Source organism: Paenibacillus sp. J22TS3, from assembly GCF_018403205.1.
In the GTDB taxonomy this organism is placed as follows: domain Bacteria; phylum Bacillota; class Bacilli; order Paenibacillales; family Paenibacillaceae; genus Fontibacillus; species Fontibacillus tuaregi.
The window spans coordinates 117,864-141,657 of the sequence record NZ_BOSF01000003.1 but is presented as its reverse complement, the minus strand read 5'-3'; the positions used below and the strand labels follow the sequence as shown (position 1 = coordinate 141,657).

The 23,794-nt window shown below is 45.8% G+C and carries 13 protein-coding genes; all 13 read left to right on the top strand.

Annotated features, from left to right (window positions below; genetic code table 11):
- The first annotated feature begins 2 nt into the window (after positions 1-2).
- The 13 genes from KJS63_RS10345 (at position 3) to KJS63_RS10285 (ending at position 23,683) form a co-directional block, all read left to right on the top strand.
- A complete protein-coding gene (locus tag KJS63_RS10345; RefSeq protein ID WP_213619057.1) occupies positions 3-2,033 on the top strand; it encodes a DUF5693 family protein in 2,031 nt (676 codons plus the stop codon).
- Positions 2,006-3,139 carry a polysaccharide pyruvyl transferase CsaB gene (gene csaB, locus KJS63_RS10340; protein ID WP_213619055.1) on the top strand — a complete coding sequence of 378 codons (1,134 nt, stop codon included), beginning with the start codon at positions 2,006-2,008 and terminating at the stop codon, positions 3,137-3,139. The genes KJS63_RS10345 and csaB overlap by 28 nt, the downstream gene beginning before the upstream one ends.
- A 5-nt stretch (positions 3,140-3,144) precedes the next feature.
- Positions 3,145-3,903, top strand: coding sequence for a WecB/TagA/CpsF family glycosyltransferase (locus KJS63_RS10335; protein ID WP_068620634.1), 759 nt, complete (start codon positions 3,145-3,147; stop codon positions 3,901-3,903).
- A 112-nt stretch (positions 3,904-4,015) separates the two neighbouring features.
- A complete protein-coding gene (locus tag KJS63_RS10330) occupies positions 4,016-5,137 on the top strand; it encodes a glycosyltransferase family 4 protein (RefSeq protein ID WP_213619053.1) in 1,122 nt (373 codons plus the stop codon).
- Between the two features lie 206 nt (positions 5,138-5,343).
- Positions 5,344-9,297 carry an S-layer homology domain-containing protein gene (locus KJS63_RS10325; RefSeq protein ID WP_213619052.1) on the top strand — a complete coding sequence of 1,318 codons (3,954 nt, stop codon included), beginning with the start codon at positions 5,344-5,346 and terminating at the stop codon, positions 9,295-9,297.
- Between the two features lie 173 nt (positions 9,298-9,470).
- The gene (locus KJS63_RS10320) at positions 9,471-9,812 is read left to right on the top strand and encodes a hypothetical protein (RefSeq protein WP_068620628.1); all 342 of its coding nucleotides are present in this window, start codon (positions 9,471-9,473) and stop codon (positions 9,810-9,812) included.
- A gap of 501 nt (positions 9,813-10,313) precedes the next feature.
- The gene (locus KJS63_RS10315) at positions 10,314-13,349 is read left to right on the top strand and encodes an Ig-like domain-containing domain (RefSeq protein ID WP_213619051.1); all 3,036 of its coding nucleotides are present in this window, start codon (positions 10,314-10,316) and stop codon (positions 13,347-13,349) included.
- Between the two features lie 179 nt (positions 13,350-13,528).
- On the top strand, positions 13,529-16,114 hold the full coding sequence (locus KJS63_RS10310; RefSeq protein ID WP_213619049.1) for a hypothetical protein: 2,586 nt from the start codon (positions 13,529-13,531) through the stop codon (positions 16,112-16,114).
- Positions 16,115-16,222: 108 nt separating this feature from the next.
- Positions 16,223-16,786, top strand: a complete 564-nt coding sequence (locus KJS63_RS10305; protein ID WP_213619047.1) for a hypothetical protein — start codon at positions 16,223-16,225, stop codon at positions 16,784-16,786.
- Between the two features lie 110 nt (positions 16,787-16,896).
- Positions 16,897-17,178: an alpha/beta-type small acid-soluble spore protein gene (locus tag KJS63_RS10300; RefSeq protein WP_068620620.1), complete on the top strand. Its 282-nt coding sequence runs from the start codon at positions 16,897-16,899 to the stop codon at positions 17,176-17,178.
- A 199-nt stretch (positions 17,179-17,377) separates the two neighbouring features.
- Positions 17,378-18,580: a methionine adenosyltransferase gene (gene metK / locus KJS63_RS10295; RefSeq protein WP_068620618.1), complete on the top strand. Its 1,203-nt coding sequence runs from the start codon at positions 17,378-17,380 to the stop codon at positions 18,578-18,580.
- Between the two features lie 221 nt (positions 18,581-18,801).
- The gene (locus tag KJS63_RS10290) at positions 18,802-19,320 is read left to right on the top strand and encodes a stalk domain-containing protein (RefSeq protein WP_213619045.1); all 519 of its coding nucleotides are present in this window, start codon (positions 18,802-18,804) and stop codon (positions 19,318-19,320) included.
- A 349-nt stretch (positions 19,321-19,669) separates the two neighbouring features.
- On the top strand, positions 19,670-23,683 hold the full coding sequence (locus KJS63_RS10285) for an Ig-like domain-containing protein (protein WP_213619044.1): 4,014 nt from the start codon (positions 19,670-19,672) through the stop codon (positions 23,681-23,683).
- The last annotated feature ends 111 nt before the right edge of the window (positions 23,684-23,794 follow it).

Here is a 23,794-nt window from a genome sequence, read left to right as displayed (position 1 = left end):
TCGTGTATCAGAAATGGCAACAATGGAACAATGTATCACGCAAGTGGCTTTGGATTCTGGTGGTTATCGGGATGGTGGCATCACTCCCCCTGATTTATGCCCGTATTCAGACAGAACAAACGGCCAAGAACGTGGAGCTTATTTTCAACTATCGCAGTCTGCTGGAGAGTTCAGTTTATCAACCTAAACCCGAAGAGTTTTTGAATGAAGAGCTTGACCAGTTAAAAGGGGCCGGAATTGGCACGATCGCGATGTTTGAAAGCAATCTCGACGAATTGACCCGATCCCACCGTCTAATGGTGTACAGCACACAGGATTTGATTGGTATGAAGAAACTTCCGCTGTCGACCGCCCAGACGGACAATCAAACTTACGTCGTGTTTACGAGTAAGGAGAATGCCGAGACTTTCGCGCCGATGATTGAACAGACGTTCAAAGCCGCAGGCATTGATGTGGTTCCATGGAGCTGGGATGAAGGAACCGCCGCAATTCGCATTAATACGTCACCGGCTGATGCGGTAATGAAATCATTCGCGCCGGATCCGATTGCCATGAAGATGCTGCGCGACAAAGGCTTCAATATTCTTCCGCGTATGAGCGACAGCCAGCCTTATGATCAGGCTGCAGTGGATCAGATGCTGACCATCTTCCAAGAGAACAATGTTAAACACATCTTGTTTGAAGGGGATGCGGTCAAAGGCTTTACAGATGACCCGGAGAAGAAGAGTCTTAAAGCATTCGCGGATTCCTTGAAAGCTCACGGACTCGGTATCGTGACCATTGAGGGTCTGAAGAAGCCTCAGGCAGGCTTTAATAAACTCGCTTATTATTTGAACTATAATGTTGTACGTCTGTATTCCTTAAGTGATAAGGATGCGAAGCTGGATCCTGACACGCTTGCTGACCGATTCGCCCTGGCGGCGAAGGACCGTAAGATCCGGATGATTTATATCAACAGCATGCCGAGCAAGGACACTACAAAATCTACAATTACGGATTCGGTTGAGAACATTGTGAAGACCTTGGGTGAGCCTGGAAATGCGGTCAAACGCATTGAGAAGGACGGCTTCAAGCTCGGACAAGCAGAAGCCTTCACGGTTACCACCCATTCCTGGGACAAAATTGCCAAAGCGATTGTCGTTCTGGGCGGAGTTGCGTTCGTGGCTATTCTGGTGTCTTACTTCCTGCCTTCTCTAACCCTTGCGGCTCTGATACTCGGACTCCTTGGCTGCGCGGGACTGTTCGTTATTCATAAGGAGGAGTGGCTGGAACAGCTTCTATCCCTGTTTGTCGCAATCAGCGCACCGACCATTGCGATGCTGCTGGCCATCAAGAAAGTCCAGGAGATTCATGGAGAGCATCCGGACATGTCAGGCGGACGCCGCCTTACTCACACTTTAGTGCTGTTTATCAAGACGTCCCTGCTGTCTTTGTGTGCGGTTCCTTTCGTTATCGCACTGCTTAATAATATTACGTATGCGCTGGTGCTTAACCAGTTCCGCGGTGTAAGTCTGCTGCATCTGGTGCCTGTTTTCCTTGTAGCGGTATACGTCTTCTTGTATCAAGGTAAATCTGTATTCAGCGAGCTGCGCAGATGGCTGCGTATGCCGATCACACTATTGTGGGTGGCTTGTGCCGTTGTACTGGCAGGAGTAGGCTACTATTATCTTTCAAGAACAGGCAACTCGGGCAGCCTTCTTCCCGGTGAAGCGCAGTTCCGCTCATTCCTGGAGAACACAATCGGGGTACGTCCACGGAATAAGGAGTTCCTGATTCTGCACCCGCTCTTTATAGTTGGGGTATTTGCCTCTTTGCGGTATCCAAAAATTATTTATGCGCTAATCATCGCTACAATCGGTCAATTGTCGATGGTGGATACTTTTGCCCATATTCACTCTCCTGCCATGATCTCGTTGATTCGCGGACTTCTTGGCATGGGCTTCGGAATCATTATTGGTCTTATTGCCGTAGGCGTGTGGATTATTATTGAAAGGTGCTGGAAGAAATGGTCACCCCGTCTGTTACAAGACTAGTCATCTCCGGATATTACGGGTTCCGCAACAGTGGGGACGAGGCGGTGCTGAAGTCCATCCTGACCGCGCTGGAGGAGGAAGGGGCCCGGGCCGGAATCCGGATTGAGCCCATCGTGCTGTCGGTGGACCCGGAGTGGACCACTTCCATGTATGGTGTGAAGGCTGTGCACCGGATGAAGCTCGGTGAAGTGCGGCGGGCTTTGAAGGAGAGTGACGGACTGATCAGCGGCGGCGGAAGCCTGCTGCAGGATGCTACCAGTATGAAGTCTATCCCTTACTATCTGGGCATCATTAAGATAGCCCAGTGGCTGAAGAAACCTGTGTTCATTTATGCGCAGGGGATTGGCCCGGTGAACCGGGGAGTGTTTCATCCTTTTATTGCTGGAATCTTCCGCAAATGCAGTTACGTCTCTGTCCGGGATAACGAGTCTGCGGAGCTGCTTGTGAGTATGGGGCTGAACCGGGGAAACATTGAAGTTGTGCCAGACCCGGTTATGGGTCTGCCGCTTCCCGAAGGTATGGTTCCCCGGGAGACTGCAAGCGCCGGGGAGGAGCTGCCTGTTGTGGGAATTTCCGTGCGCTACTGGAACCCGGAGCGGCTTGAGCTGATTCAGCTTGCCGCAGGTCTTGCGGCTCTGGCAGGGCAGATGAAGGTTCATTTCCGGTTTCTGCCCTTCCATGTGCCTGGGGATGATGAAGCATCGCGCTTTGTCATAGAGCGGATGGAGTCAGTACAATCGCTGGGAAGTGTAGTGAGTGTCGCTCCAGAGACGCTTGATCCTCAGGCGATGCTGGCAGAGGTCAGCCGCTGTGACGCGCTCATTGGGATGAGGCTGCACAGCCTGATCTATGCGGCTAACCAGCGGGTGCCGCTGCTGGGGATATCGTATGATCCGAAGATCGATCATTTCCTGGCGCGTCTGGGCTCCGTTCCAGCGGGAACAAGCGATCAGCTGGATCCGCATATCGTAGCCTCTGAGCTGCGCGGCCTTCTTAAGGACGGGGACGCCTGGCGCGCCCGGAATGCGGCTAGAATTGATAATCTGAAGCAGGAAGCCCGCCGTCCGGCGGAGCGGATCGCTGAATTTTTTAAGAACAGAGGGTGAATCACATGAAGCAGCCAGCTGCAGTGCCTACGGTATCGATATTCGGCATCCCTGTCTGCAAGTGGGGAATGAAGGATACCGTAAGCTACTTGACGGACGTGGTGAAGTCCGGGAAGCCGCATCAGATTATTACGGCCAATCCGATTATGGTCATGGCCGCCTTGGAGAACCCGGAGTATAAGACCATGATGCAGCGTGCGGATTTGATTGTGCCTGACGGGACTGGCGTGGTGTGGGCCGCCCGCAAGGGTGGCGAGCCTGTGACCGAGCGCGTGGCAGGATTTGATCTGCTTCATGAACTCATGAAGCAGGGCGAGGAGCTAGGCTGGAAGGTATATTTGCTGGGCGCTGCGCCGGAAGTGATTCAGGAAGCGGCCTCGCGGTTACAATTGCAATATCCGAGAGTGAAGATCGTCGGCTCCCGTGACGGATATTTCGGTCCGGAGCAGGACCGGGAAGTTATAGATGAAATTGTAAAAGCCGGGCCTGATTTGCTGTTCGTGGCCCGGGGTGCGGATACCCAGGAACCATGGATCGCCAAGTATAAGGAAGACCTTGGAGTTCCTGTGATTATGGGGGTTGGAGGAAGTTTTGACGTGATCTCAGGACGGACTCAGCGCGCACCTAAATTCATGCAGAAGATGCATTTGGAGTGGTTCTACCGTCTTCTCCGCGAACCTTCCCGGATTGGAAGGATGCTTGCACTGCCGAAATTTACCGTCAAAGTACTGCGTGAGGGCGAAAAGCTCTCAAAAATGCGGTAAATGGGCGGAATTCTCTGAAAATCAGCCGAAATTTGCTGAATTACAGAGTTGGTAGTTTGTTTGCATTCGGAGTATAATTCATTCGGTAGATAAAATGGGGGTTGAAATTGACATGTTGATGATCTATATCATCGGGTTTATCGCCGCGCTGGTTCTGGCGCTCGGATTAACACCGCTCGTGAAGAAATTTGCGATTAAAGCCGGTGTGGTCGATGTTCCAAATGCGCGCAAGGTGCATACCAGAGTAATGCCGAGACTCGGTGGACTAGGCATTTATTTATCTTTTGTTATCGGTTTAGTCGCACTACTTCCTTTTATCCCGGATAGTTATATCTCTTCCAGAGACCTCGACTTCGTGGGAGCGTTTCTCGTCGGTGGTACCATGATTGTGCTGCTTGGGGCTTTAGATGACCGTTTTGATCTTTCGGCCAAGCTGAAATTGGTGGTTCAGATTGCAACAGCTTGTGTAGTTGTATTCGGATTTGATATTAAAATTGAATTTGCTAATATACCTTTTCACACTTACTCCTCCGTGGAGACCTGGATTTCGATCCCGTTTACGATTCTATGGATCGTCGGGGTAACCAACGCAATTAATTTGATCGATGGATTGGATGGTCTCGCTGCAGGTGTATCCGCCATTGCGATCGGTACGATTGCGGTTATGGCCTTTATTATGGGCAACGAAATTACTGCTTTTCTGTGCCTGCTGCTGCTTGGCAGCATTCTAGGCTTTCTGTATTTCAATTTCCACCCTGCCAAGATCTTCATGGGAGATTCCGGGGCCTTGTTCCTGGGCTTCAGCCTTGCGCTGCTGTCCCTGTTAGGATTTAAACAGGTTGCGATTGTCTCGTTCCTGACCCCGCTCATTCTGATTGGGGTTCCGCTTTCGGATACGATGTTTGCTATTGTGCGCCGCTGGATGCAGAAGAAACCGATCTTCTCGCCGGATAAAGGCCATCTGCATCATTGTCTGCGAGAGCTTGGCTTCAGCCACCGCCAGACGGTGCTGATCATCTATGGGATCGCCGCTTTCTTCGGGGTGCTGGCGATCATACAGTCCTCGGCCGCACTGTATTCAGCCAACTGGGTAACCTTTGTGGTCATTTGTATTATGGTCTTCTTCCTGCAGATTGGCGCCGAGGTCATCGGCCTGATCGGCAAGACAAAGCGGCCTGTACTCAACTTCCTCGCAAGATTGCGGATGAAGGAGAGCACGGAGCGCTCGGACTGATCTAAATAGAAATCCCGCTGTGCATTCGTACAGCGGGATTTTTTTGTTTGCTGCCGGTTCCTTATCCCATAGCGCCAAAGAACGATCTTTTGGGTATTAAGAGGCAAAATTCCATTAATTTGGATTTTTTATTCCATTTTTCTTCAAAATCTCTCCCGGTTGTCCGATAAAGAAGATAACTGACCTTATAAAGGAGAGATTCATACATGCAGCGCACGAAAAAGCCGTTAATATGGCTTATGTTGTTGACACTGTTGGTATCTTTGGTTCCGGTGGGACTGACGGGGACTGTATCGGCGGCAACCACATCGGCAGCAACTTATTTTATTCCTGATTCAACTGCTATACGTCAAACAGCTTTGCTGACTACAGAGCCTGGAACTCAGCTCACGCAGATTACAAGAGCCAATGTATATGCAACTAACAATTCTGCTTTAACCATTGGTGGTACCTTCTCATATGTCACTAAAGATACTATGAAGGTAAAGGTTGAACAGCTCGTTTCTGAACCTGCAGGCGCGGGTGGTACAATTCGTTGGGTACCGGATGGCACTCACTTCACTACCAGTTCTGTAACAGCTGATCCATCAAATCCTCAGAAGTTTTTAGCGAATAACCTGGGGCTGTTTTCTGGATTCAACCGGATTACTTTTACAGGGATGCAAGGAAGCATTGAGCGTTCAGACATCTTCTATGTTCTCTATGATAAAGTTCCTTTTGTAGACTCCTTAAAAATCTATGGCAGCAGCCAAGGGCCTATTCTGTTAAACGAAGGTACTCAAGTTGTTGTGGATAGTAAGACGGTTACCCTTCAAGGGATAGCTCAGAATACAACAAAAGTGACTGTTTCCGTAAACGGGGGAACTGCACTGGTATCTACGGTTCTTCAAGACGGTACGTTTTTCTCTCCAACGCTTAACCTTAAGTCAGGACAGAACGACTTGAAGGTTTCCATTCAGAATGGTTCGGATTCCGTGGCTATTGCACGTACGGTATATTTCTTTGATAAACTCCAGCCATTTACTGAACTGCAGGCGAATGTAGGATCGGAAAAGCTTTCTGTTATGGATAACAAGCCAACTTTTACAAAAGACGCTGGTCAAACAACTGGATACATTACAGGACAAGTCCTGGTTCCTTATGTATCTGATGCATTCAAGGACAAAGCGGTAATCACAGTTAATGGTGGAGCTCAACTTCCTTTTGATGTGTTAAAGGATGACGGCACAGTAGGAACTTCAAGTGATGAGAAGATCATTCCGGGGCCGGATGGAATTACACCAGCATATCGTTTGGTAAGATTTAAAACCGCTAACTATAATCTTCAGACGGATTCTGGCGTACCAGCCCAAGTTCTTACTGAACAAAAGGCAACCGTAGCTGTCACATACGGAACACTAACTGCTGCATACCCAGCTGCTTTCAGATACTTGCCGGGTGATACGGTAATCACAGATATGAAATACCTTGAGAAGTTTAAAGAAGGGGATGACATCACTAAGGCAACTAAGCTTCCGCTTAACGGAGCCAATGTGGATGCTCAAGACTTCTATATCCTTGTTGAATCAAACACGACACCATCTCAAACGTTGGTAGCGAATTATCTACCACTTGGAACTAAAGCAGTTACCTTGACCAAGGTAACTGGTGTAGCAAATCTTACGGCGACGCAAGAAGTTTATAAGGTAACAGGCTTTTCTAACGGGCAACAGAAAGTCCGGTTCCAATATTCAGGTTCAAGCTCATGGTACAATGCGGATATTTCTTATGTATCCAAGAACTACATTTATATTGATAACCTGACAGACGGGCAGACTTTTGAGTTTGATTCCCGTACTACGCAGAAGCTCCCGATCAGCGGTAAATATATCGGTTTTGAGAATATCTCTAACGCTGAGTATTTCGTAAACGGGATTGCGGGCACTTCTTTAAACAGCGGGTCAGACTCCGGAGTTGATGGAGATCATACCGTTCTGGGAGTAACGGCCTCCAATCCTTCATTTGCCCTAAATCTGAATATTACGGCTGCTGGTCCGTTATTCTATGGGGATAACAAGATTGTTTTCTCAGGTACATCCATGGATGGGGCAGGTAATAAGCGAGTAGTTACCAAGGAATTACACATTTACATCATTGACAAGAATATCTCTAAGATTGACAAGTTCTTGCCGAATGCAGCTTTGGACACACGGACTCCATTTACCAAGGATGTAGCTGGAGATAATGACATCACGAATATTTTTGCTCCTTCGCCAGAGTTCGTATATTCGGATGGGAAATACACAACAACTCAACAGAAATACGATTTGGTGCTTAGAGGTAGCGGCGCAACTATTCTAAACTTGAACTTGGGCACAGACGTGTTCTTTACAACCTCTACAGACAATTTATTAGGGGATGCAAAAGTAATAAAAGCCCCAGGTACGTTCACCTATAAAGGTACAACCTACACTTATGATTTTGCCGGTAACAAGGATGACTTCATCCTGCGTATTCGCAACATTGCATTTGATGCTCCAGGAAGCCATGTGTATAACCTGGAAATGATCAACAGCACGGGAGCACGTGCAAATCAGCGCCTTGAAGTAGTACGTGAGGTATCCCCTTACCGTATTCTTGCTCCTCAGCCGACAGTAGGCAAGCAGTACATTGTGAATAAGAATTTCATTCACTTTGATATTGAAGCTGAAGGCGCAACTAAAGTTATGATTGATAAGTTTGAAGCGAAAAAACGTCCTGACCTGGGAAGCAACCGTTTCTTGTACGACTACGTTGGTTTGAAACCTGATAAAGCGACAACAGTTAAGATTCAAATTATACGCAACGGTGCAACCATAAACGATACTATTACCGTTTACTACACGAGTACAGTAGCCGTAGATTCTCAGTTCATGGCCGAGAAGGTTGCAAACAGCTACAACGTATTTAATAAATCATTACAGCTTTCTTTCCCTAAGGGAACAGTAATGAAGACAGCTAATCCTGACGGAAATAGCGTGACTAAATACTATCCGGATACGAAGCTGCTGTTCGGTATCGCAGATCCTAAGGATGGCGTAGTTGAACGCCGTAACGATTATGGGAACCTGATCGGGATTCCTAATACAGGTGTAGTGAGTGGATTCCCAAGCGTAGCTCTCGATGATCTGCTGCTGCTTAAATTCACATCTAATGCCAATACAAGCAACTTTAGCCGTGTATCCAATATTTATTGGGTGAGCGGTGGCGTTGGCGAAAAAGGCGATAGTAATATGCCTGGATATAAACCAGCAACCAATGGTCTTGCTCCTTATTCTCTCGAGGGCCAATTCACCAAGTTCGAGGCTGAACGTAAAGTTGTCCCATCCAATCGGGGTACGATGAAGATTGCTTTCAACAGCAACATCGTAGATGAAGTAGGTTCTACCATCACTGTTTTCCGTTATACAGATCAGGGAGTATGGGAGAACATTGGTGGCGAAGTGGATATGAAATCACACACCGTTTCAGTACCATTTGATGAATTTGGTTACTATACCGTAATGAAACTTCGTCTTGGTTATAATGACATTACAAATCATCCTTGGGCACGGAATTACTTGAACGGCCTGTATGCAAAAGGAATTATGAACAACCTTCGTTCTGATGCCTTTGGTGCGGATGACCGTACAACGCGCGGGGAGTTTGCTACATTAATTGTCAAAGGTCTGAATCTCCCGCTGAACTATGATAACAATCAGCAGACCTTCTTCGATATCAAGCCGACCGTCAAAGCACCGACATGGGATTTTGAACATCTGGAGACGGCTGCAAGAGCCGGTATCGTTACCGGGCTGAGTGACGGGTTCTTCGGGCCTGACCAGCCTTTAACTAGAGAGCAGGCAGCCGTTATGATCGCCAGAGCCTTGAAGCTTAAGACAGCGGTTAATGATGATAAGCTGAAAGCCTCCCTGGCGAAAGCTTTTACCGATTCAGGCACGATGGATAACTACTCAATGCCTGCTATTGATGCGGTAAGCAAAGCGAAGATCATGAGTGGTAACCCACAGACCGTTCCAGGTCAGAAGAAGCCTACTTATGCCTTCAATCCTAAAGGCACTCTAACCCGTGCCGAGGCAGGAAAGATTGCTGTAGCGCTGCTCTTGAAAAGCACGAAGATCTTCCCTAAAAACCTAAGCTAATCCCTAACCGTTACCCGCTTGTGAGCGTCAAGCTTGCAGGCGGGTATTTTAATGACAACTCTAGCAATAGAGGGACAAACTGTAATTTCCAATTACATCTTTTTGTAATTATTCGTAGATTAGGATACAATAACAGAGTAATAGACATTTTCTGCAAAAGGGTGAACAAGTACATGAAACCGTTGTTATCGAAAGCACAGCTGGATTATATGAAAGCAAAGTCGAAATTTGAGGATAGAGCGAAAGTATTGGAGAAGAAGATTGAGGAGACTGCGAAGCTGCAGGAAGTCACTCAAGAGGTTATGGAAGGCCTTGTTATGGAGACGGGTTTCCACGATGCATTCAATGAGCTGACACTGGCAGAGAACGCGCTGATCGACTGGTCACATGTCACCATGAAGCACGAGAAGACCTACAAGGACAATAAGCAGGCAATCGAGAATATGTACACGAACCTGAGCTCCGATCCTCAGATGCGCGCACGTATTATTGATTTGGCTATGAAAGTAAGGTAATAATTGAAAGTGATATACGATATATTATTAGGAGACGTTCGTTTTTGGACGTCTTTTTCTTATGTTTGAATTGGCAAAATCCAGGGTATTGTATTGGGAAAACTTGCTTAATGACTGGAAGATACAGCCATGCTATACTAAAACCCGTAAAGCCCCATCACTGGGATATTGTTGAATATGAGGGCGCGAATAGTAAGTCATAACAACTTTTTAATTTTTTTTCGCAGACCCGCAACTTTTTGATTTTACCTGCGTTTAAGATGTAGAACATGAACAACGGGCGACCAATTTAGACAATCCATAATGTCCCTCATAGGGAAACTTGTCTATTTACTAGAAAAATGTTCTTTACGGCTCTAGGGACCCATTGTATAATGTCAAGGTAGGATTAGGAAACTACTCTATTTCTACATGCTCCAATAGTTTACAAGTTTCTGTGGCCCGTTCACAGACATAATTTATAGTAACTCGCTCAACTCGGGAAAGGGGGTGTATCGGCTAATGAGTAACATGAGCTATACATTTAAAGAAAATTCTCAAGTGAAAGATATTCAAGGAGGAGAAAAAAAGGTTATGAAGAAAATTTTATCCGTAGCATTGTCTACAGCAATGGCATTCTCCATGTTTGCTTCTGTAGCATTCGGTGCTGAGTCCCTCACACCACAACAACAATTTGATGCTTTGAAAGCTAAAGGAATCCTGACTGGTTATGCAGATGGTTCCGCTCATTTGGAGAAAACAATCACTCGTGCAGAACTTGCTAAAGTGATCGTGAGCACTCTGAGCCTGAAACCAATCGAGGGTGTATACAGCTTCAATGACAAGAACTACAAGAAAGATGCTAAATGGCCTGCACCTTACATCGAAGCAGTAGCTACTGCAGGTATCATGGAAGGTAAAGACAAGACTAAGAAAATCTTCGACTTCAACGGAAACGTGACTGTAGAAGAATTGGCTACTGTTCTTGTTCGTGCTCTGAAACTTGAAGTTCCAACTACTGGAATTGACAACAGTGCTACTAAATGGGCTCAAGGCTACGTTCAAGCAGCGATCAACGCTGGCTACATTCAAAAAGGTATTAACTACCAAGCTGCAGCAACTCGTTCCCAAGTAGTTGTAGCTGCTTACACAATCGATCAACAAAGATCCATCCCAACTGTTGCTTCTTACAAAGTAGTGGACGCTAACAACGTTGAATTCACACTTTCTAACCAAGAAGTTGTTAAGGTGAAACTTGACAAAGCTCTTGAAGCTAACAAAGAAACTGCAGTTGAGTTCAAAGATTCCAAAGGCAACACAATCGCAACTAAGGTTACTTGGGTTGTAACAAGTGCAACTAAAGTTGATGCAGTAACTGCTGACAACCTGAAAGAAGTTGTTGTTAAATTCAACGGTGAAGTTGACAAAGCTACTGCTGAGTTGAAAGACAACTACAAGTTGAGCAACAGCCTGGAAGTTAAATCTGCGGTGTTGAACGATGCTAAAAACGCAGTAACACTTACAGTGAAAACTAACCTGAACAACCAACAAAAGTACACTCTGAATGTTACTGGAGTTAAAGCAGGAACATCTACAATTTCTGCAACTAACTACGAATTCACTCCTGTGGACAACAAACTTCCAGAAGTGGTAAGCGTTACTGGTTTGGGTACTAAAGCAGTTAAAGTTGTGTTCAGCGAGCCTGTAAAACAAACTTTGGCGGGTACTTTCCAAATCGATGGCAAAGGATTCTATGGTGAGCCTAAAGTAGAAGGTCGTCAAATGGTTCTTGTAGCTGCTGACTCTTCTATCCTTACAGTTGGAGAACACACTCTTACCGTATCTGGTGTTGAAGACTTTGCAGGATTCAAGTCTTTGAAATCCGAGCATAAATTCACTGTAGCAGAAGATACTACTGCTCCAACTATCCAAGATGCTACTGCAACTCTTGAGAAGTTGACTGTGACATTCAGCGAAGATATCGATCCAGATACTCTTAACGTAAGCAATGTGTACCACAAACGTGGAGATTCCAAGGTATCCCCAACTAGCTTCACAGCGCTTTCTGGTAACAAATACGAGTTCTACTTTGACAAAGACAAAGCTCTTCCTTCCTACGCTACAACTATTAATGTAGAAGGTGTCAAAGACTACTCCGGTAACCAAATTAAAGAAACAACTAAGGTGGTTACTCCAACTATCGATACAGAGCGTCCTACAGTTGTAGATGTTCGTGTGGATGCAACTAACAAAGCTCGTCTTGCTATTACTTTCAACAAGCCAATCTTGGCTGACCAAAACTTTGCTAACCTGATTACTGTTACAGATAAAGACGGAAAAGTTCGTCCTATCTCTAACGCAACTGTACAAGATGGAAACAAACTGATTGTTGATTTCTACTCTGTACTTCCAGAAGGCACTAATACAGTATCCATTAAAGGTATCAAGGATAACACATTGCTGGGTAATGTAATCCAAGATTACAGCACTACAGTTAATGTAGGCGACAATACTGCTCCTAAATTTGCAGGTGCCTCCTTCAATATCTCTGATAGCATCCGTCGTGCGGTAATCGTGTTCAATGAAAAAATGGATCCAGCAACATTGGTTAACCGTGCTAACTACATCTTGACTATTAACGGTGCTTCAGTAGCATTGCCTGACAATGCATCGTTCACTGTGATTCAAGATTCCAAAGCAGTAGTTATTGATCTGCCATCTGAGATCAATGGTACTACAATCGACAGCAGCTCTTGGACTGACATCTCCATCAGAGGATTGAGAGACGTTGCTGGTAACTACGTTGATCCACTGTCAAAGAACATTAGCATTGCTGCTTACAGCAACATACAAGTTGCATCCGACTACAGCGATGTATATCAAGGTTCGTTGACTGGTAAGAAAACACTGAAAGTTAAATTGAACCAAGCTGTTTCCGGCACAGTTAATGCAGCTACTGTTAAAGTTAACGGTGTTCAAGCAGCTAGCGTAACAACTAACAACACAGATGTTATTACTATCGGTCTGAACAACGATACTTGGGATTCAAGTAAAGTATCTGTAGACTTTGCTGGAACAACATTTACAGGTGTATCTGGTAACAAATTGACATTGGGCTCCACAGCTACTCCGGTAACTGCTAATAACTTCAATGATGAAGTTAAGCCTGAAGTTGCTGCTAATCAAAATGTTTATGCAACAACTGTTACTAATTCCACTTACACTGCTAAAGTTTACGTGACTGAAGATCTTAAAGCTACTCCTGGTCTCGTTGGACTGTATGCATCTGACCTGGTAGTTACTCGCCTGTCTGATACTAAGAAGGTTCCTTCGGTTGCTACACCAAATGATCTTACAGACTTCTCTTACACTGTAGAAGTAGTAAACACGTCTAATACTGAAGCTAGACCGTACCTGAAAGTAACTATTAAAGATGCAAGCGGTGCAGCTAACCTTTACAGCATTGAAGTTAAATCCGATGCTAGATACATCCAAGATGTAAAAGGCAACGTAATCACTGCTAAAGGTGCACAAAACACAGTTATCTCTGCTAACTAATGATTAATAAAAAAGAAGTCTTGAGAAGAAATTCTCAAGACTTCTTTTTTATTATGCTCCTTTACCTTAAGTGGGGGATAGTTTGACTTTTGTGAATTAGAAGCTGCAAAAAACGAAACATTTTCCTCTTCTAAACGTTTAAATAGTATACCCTTATTTTGGCATAGGAGGAAAGCGGATTGAATAAAGTTTCAATTACGGCTGCAGCAGTTGGCTTAACTTTGGTCATAGGAAGTATGGCGCAAGGTTCATCTGTAAGTGCAGCGTCAACTAACTCAAAATCGACGGTTAAAGCTACTACACCGGTTGTTCATACAATTAATGCACTGCCAGCAGTAAAGCTCACTAATAAAAGCAGTGTTCGTTTATCTGAGGTGAATATTCTTACACAAGACGAGGGGAGTATTGTTACATATACACTGACCTTCAATAATAAAGATGCTAAGAATCTGGATTTAACGGATTATTGGACCAGAGTCCGCTCTTCGGGGGGAGCTGTGTACAGCGCCACACTTAAGGCTTCAGATGCAACCAAAAAGAATGTTGCCTCAGGTGCAACAACAACCTTAACGTATATTGTTAAAGTTGGTAAGAATGTTAAAATTAGTGATCTCGCTTTTCAAATTGTAAAGTGGGATTTTAGCAAGCCTAACTATGAAAACAATCTTGGCTCTTTTAAAATTCCTTCATCCTATTTAATTTCTACTCCTTCAGGACAATCGAAAGCGTTTAGAATAAATGAGGCGCCTGTAAAAATGAAAGTAAGTCAGGTTACAAGCTACTTGTCAGGCAACTATAACTATGTAGGTGTCACACTGGATGTTCAAAATATTGGATATAAGCTTTTCGAAGACCCAAAGGTTAAGATGGTAGTAAAGACAGCGAATGGTTCAAATTATCCTTTATCAGCAGATTCTTTAAGTTCTGATTATCGAATTCAGCCTCAGGATACCAAAAAATTAAACCTTATGGCTTCAATCCCAAAGAATATCCCGTTAAAGAATCTCGAGCTTCAAGTTATCCAAGATGATGAAACTTCAAAGATGTCTTTGCCGCTTGCAACATTACAACTACCGCTTGCCAAAAATCAGTCTATCACCGTGAAACCCTATACTGAAAAGATTGTTTCGTTACCAACGGGTAAGTTAGCTGCAAGTGTAAAAGGAGCCTGGATGAATCAGAGTTATGATAGTACTGACCTGGCTATTCAAATTTCGCTTCGAAATGCAGGAACAACTACTATCACCGTGCCTAAGTATGAATTTGTATTACACACAGGAAGTGGCTACACCTTGCCAATAACTGTGCAGGGATTAGAGAATATGCAGCTTAAACCAGAGGAGGAGAGAAATCTCAGGCTGAATATCTCGATCCCGTCTAAAATGGCTGATCAGAAGCTTCAATTATTTGTGAATGTTCCTCAAACATCTAGCGAAGTTCCAAAAGATAATGCAGGAAATACTTCAGCACCTACCGGCAAGGACGCTGTGTTTAATTACCCTATAGGAATATTCGCTCTACCTGAGGCAACACCACTTCAAAACACTACAGGTATTGAACAACTTATGCAAATAAACAATGGACTACTTGGCCTTACTTTATCCAATGTTCAACGTTTGCCATGGATTGATGGGGACCTAGTGTCAGCAAAAATAACAATAGCCAACAAGAGTAACAAGACGATCGTTCTTCCGGAACTGTCAGGTCAATTTATCGTAGACTCGGCCAAGCTAACGAATGATACAAAATTAATTAATAGCCAAAGTGTTGCGTTACTAGGTGCTGGTAAAACATCTGATTTGTATTTAGTATCTAAGCTTCCATCATATCTAGACTTCACACAGTTACAAATAGCTTTGTTAGAGAAATCCGGTGAAGCTTCATCGCCAACGTTGTCCCCGTGGTTCCAATTTACTAATCTTGGGGATCTTCCCGAGATTAATACGATTAAGAAAGAGTCATCCTATCAGATGAATAATAGTGGTCGTAAGGAAGAGTTTAAAGTACTAAAAACTATAGTCTATCCAGGAGCTGCCTCAGATATTGTTTATACTGAATTAGAGGTGAAAAATTTAGAAGAACATCAAATTGACCTTTCACAAATAGTTGGATATTATAAGGCCGTCGGGGGACAGACTTATCGTGCAAAAAATATTCAAATTGAGACACCAGTTGGACCTGAAGAAAAGAGTGTAATCGCACTCTGGACTAAAATACCTAGCAGAGCAACCTCGCCAGAGATGAAATTAATTATTGGTGAAGGGGTAACAGATAATAAGTTAACTCCTATAAAAGGGGAAGCAACCGGCTATATCAATGCAGCTGCTATGGAATTGAATATCATCAAGCCCACTATTAGCAACAATCTTAAGGGGTTAGATGCATTCCCTTATAAGTTGGACATTAATAACGTTGACGCTAAATTGACCGCTACTAGCTCAGTTCAAGTTAAAGTGGAGTACAACCTGACTAGAAATACAGAGTATAGTGTTGGGGAGTTAGGTCATAAGTTTGTTTTTGAAGTTAAAGATTCTACTACTGGCCGTATATTTGAGAAAGAAGCAACACCGGGGACCGATCTTAAGGTTGGACCAAATGGTACGTATTCCTATAGTTTTGATGATAGTTTCTTTGAGAAGATGACTGCCGGTTCATACTATCTATCAGTTTATGATGATTTCCAAGGACAAAGGGTGAAACTCGCAACTCAAGGATTCTATTATAATTCATCTGGGTTGATCCGTTTCGGAGACGATAACAAATAACAACAAGGAAAAATCCCCTTCCCGGGGATTTTTCCTTGTCTCCCCCTATCAAAACCTCTATCATTAATAGATAGAGAAGAAATTTCCTAAAGTGGCAGGAGGAACATCATGAAGAAGACTTGGAAGATCACGGCGGCGGCCGTTTTTATTGGTGGTGGGCTGCTGGCAGGCTCGTTAATGAATCTTCAGGCGGAAGGAGCCGGTGTTGCGAATCAGCCTGGAACTGCGGATGATCCGGTTGTGACGAAGAGCTATGTGGATCAGCAGATTCAGAAGGCGCTTGGTGGTGGATCTGGGGGCGGCTCAACACCGACGAAGCCAACTCCGAACACAGGAAGTGGATCTGGCGCTGGCACAGGTACTGGTGGCGGTACATCAGCTGGGGGTGCAGCATCCAGCGACGGAATTGAAGTAGTAACCCTTAAGCCTGGACAGACGATGGTAGCCAAAGCTGGCGCGGAATTCATTGTCCGCGGAGGTAAGGCGGTTATTTATAGTGCAGATGCGAATGGCGTCGCGGATCTTACTGACGGGATCGATGTGGCCAATGGAGAAGCGGCCAAGAGCAATCATCTGTTATCTTTTCCAAGAGAAGGCCGGGGTATTCAAGTAGCTGATGGGCAAAAGATGAGCGTAACCGTAATGGTACGCGGAGGTTATGTCATTAAATAACCTTCCGCCATCGCCAAGTTCTGCTTGAGTTAACAAACATTCATAAGATTATAAGTTAACACATCAGAGATACTAATCCTGTATAACAATTACACAGGAGGTGTATTCTAATGGCTAGTAACAGTCGGAGAAATCGTCAAATCGTCCCACAAAGCCGTGAAGCGCTTAGACAGATGAAATATGAAATCGCAGCGGAATTTGGCCTTCCCGTTGGTTATGGGGCAGGTTCACTCGGCTCAGCCGATACGGAGTTCTCCGGGGAGCTGGGCAGCATTGGCGGTGGTCATACGACCAGCAGCTGGGGGCATCTGACCTCGCGGGAAAATGGTTCAGTTGGCGGGGAAATTACCAAGCGTTTGGTTGCCCATGCGGAGCGGCATTTTACATTATAATTATGGCACTTATTCACCTTAAATTGGATACAACGGAATAAGGAATCATGAGCCTGGTCCCTTGATTGACAGGGGGGTACAAATACGTTAATATGACTTTTGAGGCTTGTACTTCAACCTTTTCCGCTCGGAAAAGGTTCATTTTTTGTGTAGGATGAATTGGCGGTGGCCATACATCCCTATGGGAGGTTGAGAATTCATGTCCATTAAAGGGCGCCATCTATTTACTTCCGAGTCCGTTACTGAAGGACATCCGGACAAGATTTGTGACCAGATTTCTGATGCGGTGCTTGACGCATTTCTGGCTAATGACCCTAACGCTCGTGTGGCTTGCGAAGTATCCGTTGCAACGGGGCTTGTACTTGTAATCGGCGAAATTAGTACGAAATCCGAATACGTGGATATCCCATCTATCGTACGTAAGACTGTCAAGGATATTGGATATACCCGTGCGAAGTATGGTTTTGACTATAATACCTGCGCAGTGCTGACGTCACTAAATGAACAGTCCGCGGATATCGCCCAAGGCGTGAATGCGGCGCTGGAGTCCCGCGACCCTGCCCAAGTGGATAAGGAAACCGCTGATATTGGTGCGGGCGACCAAGGTTTGATGTTTGGTTTTGCAACCAACGAAACTCCTGAACTTATGCCTCTTCCAATTGCTCTGTCCCACCGTATCGCGCGTCGTCTGTCTGAAGTGCGTAAAGACGGTACGCTGGACTATCTTCGTCCTGACGGTAAGACACAGGTAACCATCGAGTATGTGGACGGCAAGCCGACCCGTGTGGATACCATTGTTGTATCGACACAGCATGCTGAAGAAGCAACCTTGGAGCAGATCCAAGCTGACATTAAAGAAAAAGTTATTCTTCCTGTTGTTCCAGCTGAATTGCTGGATGCAGAGACTAAATATTTCATTAATCCAACAGGCCGTTTCGTTATTGGCGGACCTCAAGGGGATGCCGGTCTGACAGGCCGCAAGATCATCGTGGATACTTACGGTGGTTATGCTCGCCACGGCGGCGGCGCATTCTCCGGTAAGGATCCTACGAAGGTAGACCGTTCCGCAGCATATGCAGCACGTTATGTAGCTAAAAACCTGGTTGCTGCTGGTCTTGCCGACAAAGTGGAAATCCAGCTTGCTTACGCTATTGGCGTAGCAACACCGGTATCGATCAACGTCGATACATACGGAACTGGCAAAGTATCTGAAGAGAAGCTCGTTGAGCTTGTCAGCAACAACTTTGACCTTCGCCCTGCGGGCATCATCCGTATGCTTGATCTGCGTCGTCCGATCTACGCACAAACCGCGGCTTATGGTCACTTTGGGCGTACTGATGTGGATCTTCCATGGGAGCGTGTAGACAAGGCTGAGCTGCTCAGAGAGCAAGCGGGTCTGTAAGCTTAATCAATTATATAGAGCACTGGAGCTAATTAAGCTTCAGTGCTCTTTTTGGTATATATGAGCAAGGCCAACTGGTATAAGTGAACTGTACCAATTATATATATGGCATTAGCAATAATTATTTATTAAATAAGTTCACAATAAATAAGAAAACTATGTTCATTTGCTTGCTGTCTGGGTAAAATATCCATGTACCCTACATAAAGGAGCTGATTTTCATGAAAAAACTTATTATCGGACTTACATTAGGATTAGCGGTGGGATCAACCACTATGGTAGCTGCGGGCTCAGACGCAGTTCAAGCAACTTGGCAAAAATATAAAATTTTTGTAGACGGAGAGCAGGCTTATGCAACCGCAAACCAACTTTCCTATAAAGGAACCACTTACGTCCCAATTCGTGAAACTGCTGCACTTCTAGATTATTCAACAAATTATAATCCTAAAACTAAATCTATTGAATTCAATTCTAGCCCTAAACAGAATCAGTGGATTTCATTGCTGGATCTACAGGCCATAAATAATATTTCCATTGCACAAGTAAAGGATAAAGAAGGTGCTTATGAGGTAACAAGGGCGGGGAAACTTTTGCTAGCCATATTTAGTGGAGATTTAAAAGATGGTGACCAAACAGTAATACTCGATGTTAATAACAAGCAAATTCGTATGCAGAAAAACCTGGGTGCCCTTCTACTTAGTAAGCAAGATTTAAAGGACGCTGGATTTAAAGTGAAGTAAAAATAAGTGAAAATTCCTCGGGGGCCTTATTATTGCATTCATATATGCGTCCCGTTCCCCGGGTTATGTGCTTATGTGAGTGTTTGCCCGCTATATCTAGTTGTACGCTTGGCTGAGAGATGAGCTTGAATGATATCTGTTCATCTCGGATAGCCGCTATGTCAGGGGAGACAGATGATAATTCTATTATAAAATAGTTCATAGATAGAGGGGGCTTCGCTGAAGGCCCCTCTATCTTTTTATTCTTTTCTAAAGATTTACAAAGAATTTGCCGACATAGGATATACGACTGTCTTTTTGTTAATCCAAATTTTACATATGGAGAGAGACTTGAAAGGGGAAGTAACCGTTGAGAAGAAGAATTTCATTGTGGCTGGCTGTAGTGCTGGTGTTGAACTTGGCTGTGTCGGTCTATGCAAATGCTGCAGCTTTACAGCCTGACCCTACGCTGCAGCCCATAGTTACACTACCAGTGGACGGATCGAAGGGGATCGATCCGGCTAAAGTGGATTTGAAGGTCCAGTTCGACCGGGAGGTTAAGGCCGGGAACGGGACAATTACGGTGACGAAGGATCCGTCTGGGATGCCGACGGTAGCTGCTACGATACCCGTATCACCAAGCGTGGTGGATGCTTACAGTACGATCCGGAACATCGACAGCACCGGGATAACTTTTGATGCGGGAACCGATTATAAGGTCAGCTTGTCTGAAGGGACATTTGTAGATAAGGCGGGGAATACGTCAGCGGCATTCGACTATACGTTCAAGACGCTGACCAGTGGCAGTGTGGCTCCTAAAGACCTCACGAGAGTGCCAGCGAAGAATGAGGTCATCGACGCGTCTTCCCTAAAACTCAGCCTTACTTTTGATAAGCCAATATATAAAGGCAAAAGTGGAACGATTTCCGTTAAGCGGACATCGGATAACGCTGCTGCGTTCTCCCAGTCTGTGACTTCGACTCAGGTCACTATATCCGGCGGCAACGCCGCTGAGTTTACGGCCACTGGCCTAACTCCAGGTGAGCGTTATTACGTGCTTATCGACCCGGGTGCATTTGTGGATGAGGATAACCAGCCTTTCGCCGGTTTCACTACAGCCGCTGATTGGGTGTTCAACGTGCGGGGAGCGGCAGTTCAGCTGAACTCGGTTAGTCCGGCAGACCGTACAACCAGTGAGGCTCCTGGTAGTAATCTGAAGATGAGCTTCAGCCGTCCGGTATACCCCGATCACGGCTCCATCAGCATTCAGCCGTCCGGCCAGTCCGCGCAGAGTGTGGCAGTAACGTCTTCTGGTGTGACAGGGGGCGGAACGAATACGATTACGATAACCCCAACGGTCGCACTTGTGGCAGGCACGAATTATACCGTAACAGTGCCATCGGGTGCTTTTAGAGATAGCGATGGCAATTCAGTTCCAGGCAGTTCAGGATACAGCTGGAGCTTTAGTACCGGCTCCGTGGTATCGACTCAGCTGTCTGTAACGGGTAAAAGCCCATTAGATCAGAGCAGCACAGCGAGCACTTCAGTTGTTCCTACTCTTACTTTTAACCGCAGTATTAAGCTAACCGGCTCGGTTTCTAGTCTTGAGAACGGTCAGGGAGGCTGGGTTACCTTGCGTAAGGTTGGGTCAACCGTTATTCCTTCGGCGCTCGTCCAAGCGAGCGGGTCCCAACTGATTATTTCTCCAAGGTCGTCCCTGGAGGCTGGGGCAACCTATTACGTGGATGTAGCTGCTGGTGCTGTTCTGGACAGCGCAACGGGGGCTTCTTTTGCCGGATTGAGCGGTACCCGGGATTGGAGCTTCAGCACTGGAGTGGCAGACAAAACAGCTCCTGTAATTCAAAGTGCTCAGCTGTACAATAGCTCAACGATTCGTCTGCAGTACAATAAGACCCTGGATTCCTCGATCAGTCTGCTTACTTCGAGCTTCCAGGTGACGGTTAATGATGAGGCCCGCCGCTTGTACAGTGCGTACGTGTCCGGCGACGCGGTATATGTCACCTTGGAGACGGGAGTTGCGGTCGGGCAGAATGTCCGAATCAGCTACACAGGCAGCTCCATTCGCCCGATCCAGGATCTTAACCGAAACGCTGCGGCCTCTTTCTCAGCTCGAGATGTGGCGAATGGAATTGACTCTGCCCTGCCCAAACCGCAGGATGGGTATGTTAGTGGAAATATGGTGGTGCTGACGTTCCGAGACAGCTTGAAGAGCGTATCCAGCTATGCGGCGGGGCAATTCTCGGTCACATCGGATGGATACTCCAGAGGCGTCAGCAGCATTTCTCAGAGTGGTAGTATCGTGTATTTGTATCTATCCAGTTATGTTGGAGATGGGGAAGTGGTCAAAGTATCCTACTCTCCGGGTTCGTATCCGCTACAGGATTACCGGGGACAGAATATTTCCGGGTTCAGTGACTTCTTTGTCCGCAATACCTATGATACGAAGCCACCTGTATTCACAAAAGCAGAGGGCAGCGGCAGTACGGTGATACTCACGTATAATGAGGCTTTGAAGCCGAGTGGGATTCCAATGAAAAGCCAGTTCTCGGTGCTCGTGAACAACTCACCGGTTTATGTTACAGCCGTAGCTATTAACTCTAATCAGGTTACTTTAACATTGGCTTCCGCATTTACGGCAGCACAAAAAGTAACGGTCTCCTATGTGCCTGCTTCAGGGGGCATCAGTGACCTCAACGGTAATTTGGCAGGGTATATTAATCTGGAGCCTGTAAACTATAGTTCTACTGCCAGTCAGAATATCCGGTCCGCGTCAGTTAAAGGGGATACCGTTACCGTAGTATTTAATAGTGTGTTGAGATACTCATCATCATCACTTCCGACTACGCTGTTCTATGTGACGGCGGATCAATTAACCAAGGGAGTTCAGTCTGCTGCACTAGATGGAAGCACACTGACCCTAAAATTAAGTTCGCCTGTCACTTCCAGCCAGGTGGTGGACTTGTCTTATGCCCAAGGCGGAACACCTATTTATGACAGCTCCAATAATGTGGTGCCGAGCTTCAGCCGGATGGCGCTGCAGAACTTGACGGATTCTGCGGCATCCAATAATGGATTGCCATCCTATCTGTCCATGCTGCAGTCCAGCGAGTTCGGAAGGGCCGCTTATATGTTGAATTCAAGCACAGCTTCAAAAACAAGTGATCGCTCACGTTCAGGTCAAGAAATTAGCAAATATACTATCGACAATGCAAAATTGTCGGAAGCATACAGCTACTTGGCTACTGCGGGTCTTGACCGGACGTTGGGATTTGAAGTGCCTGCTACAGAAAAGGCAGCCAAAGTGGCCATTCCTCTGCAGCCATTGCTTGAGGCATACACACGTGGAGGCAATCCATCGTTGGTGGTGAGATATGGAGATGCCCTCTATGAGGTTCCGCTAGGCAAAATTTCGTTTGTGGATATATCCAGATTAATTGGAGGGTCGACTCTGTCCTCGTCCTATTTAACGGTTCAGCTGGAGCGTATCTCAAAGTCATCTTTAATGGGACAATCAACAAATACAGGAGCTGGGGTGACCTACGCAGCTGTGGAGGACCCGGTGGATACTTATATAAGTGTTACATCTACGTCAACACCTGCAGCCCAGGTACTCGATCTAAAGGGCAAGCTGATGATCCGGACAGCTAAAAGTGCACCAACAACACAGACAGCCCTTTTAAAATTCGATGCGGCTTCACGGTCCGGCACTTTCATGCCTTCCAAGGCAGCGAAGCTGGGTAATTATACTGTTCTGACCGCTGAAATTCCAGGCAACATCATTGCTGGCCCAGTAACTGGGATCACTTTGTTCTCGGATGTGAACACACATTGGGCACGTAATGATATTAATGAGCTTGCAAGCAAGCTGATCATTGACGGGCGCAACACTAATCAGTTCCAGCCGAATCAAAATATCACCCGCTCTGAATTCGCGGTATATATTGCTAAGGGGCTTGGATTGTCCCCGGACGTTTCGTCCGGAAGCCGTTTCCGTGACGTTCCGCCCGGCTTATCATCAGTTGGCTACATCAATGCTGCTGCCAAGGCTGGAATTATCACAGGAAATACGGACGGTACATTCCAGCCGCTAAACCCGATTACTCGCGAGCAAATGGCGATTATGATGGTTCGGGCCATGAGCACAGCAGGACGTAATGTTACGCTGGGAGCCACACCGGCTCAGACACTGAAGGTATTTAAGGATAGTAAGAAGATATCTTCCCAAGATCTTGTTGCCAAGGCTTATCAGGAAGGTATTATTCAAGGGACAAGCCCGACAACCTTTGATCCAAGAGGCAATGCGACCCGGGCTCAGGCTGCGGTTATGTTGAAGCGGGTATTGACAAAGCTGGGATATTTGTAGAAACTTAAAACCAAAACCTATGTCGGTATGACATAGGTTTTTTTATGCATAGCAGAATATTAGTAGGGCCTACGCTTAAATCAGCAAAATTCACCACTCACAGCCAGCACC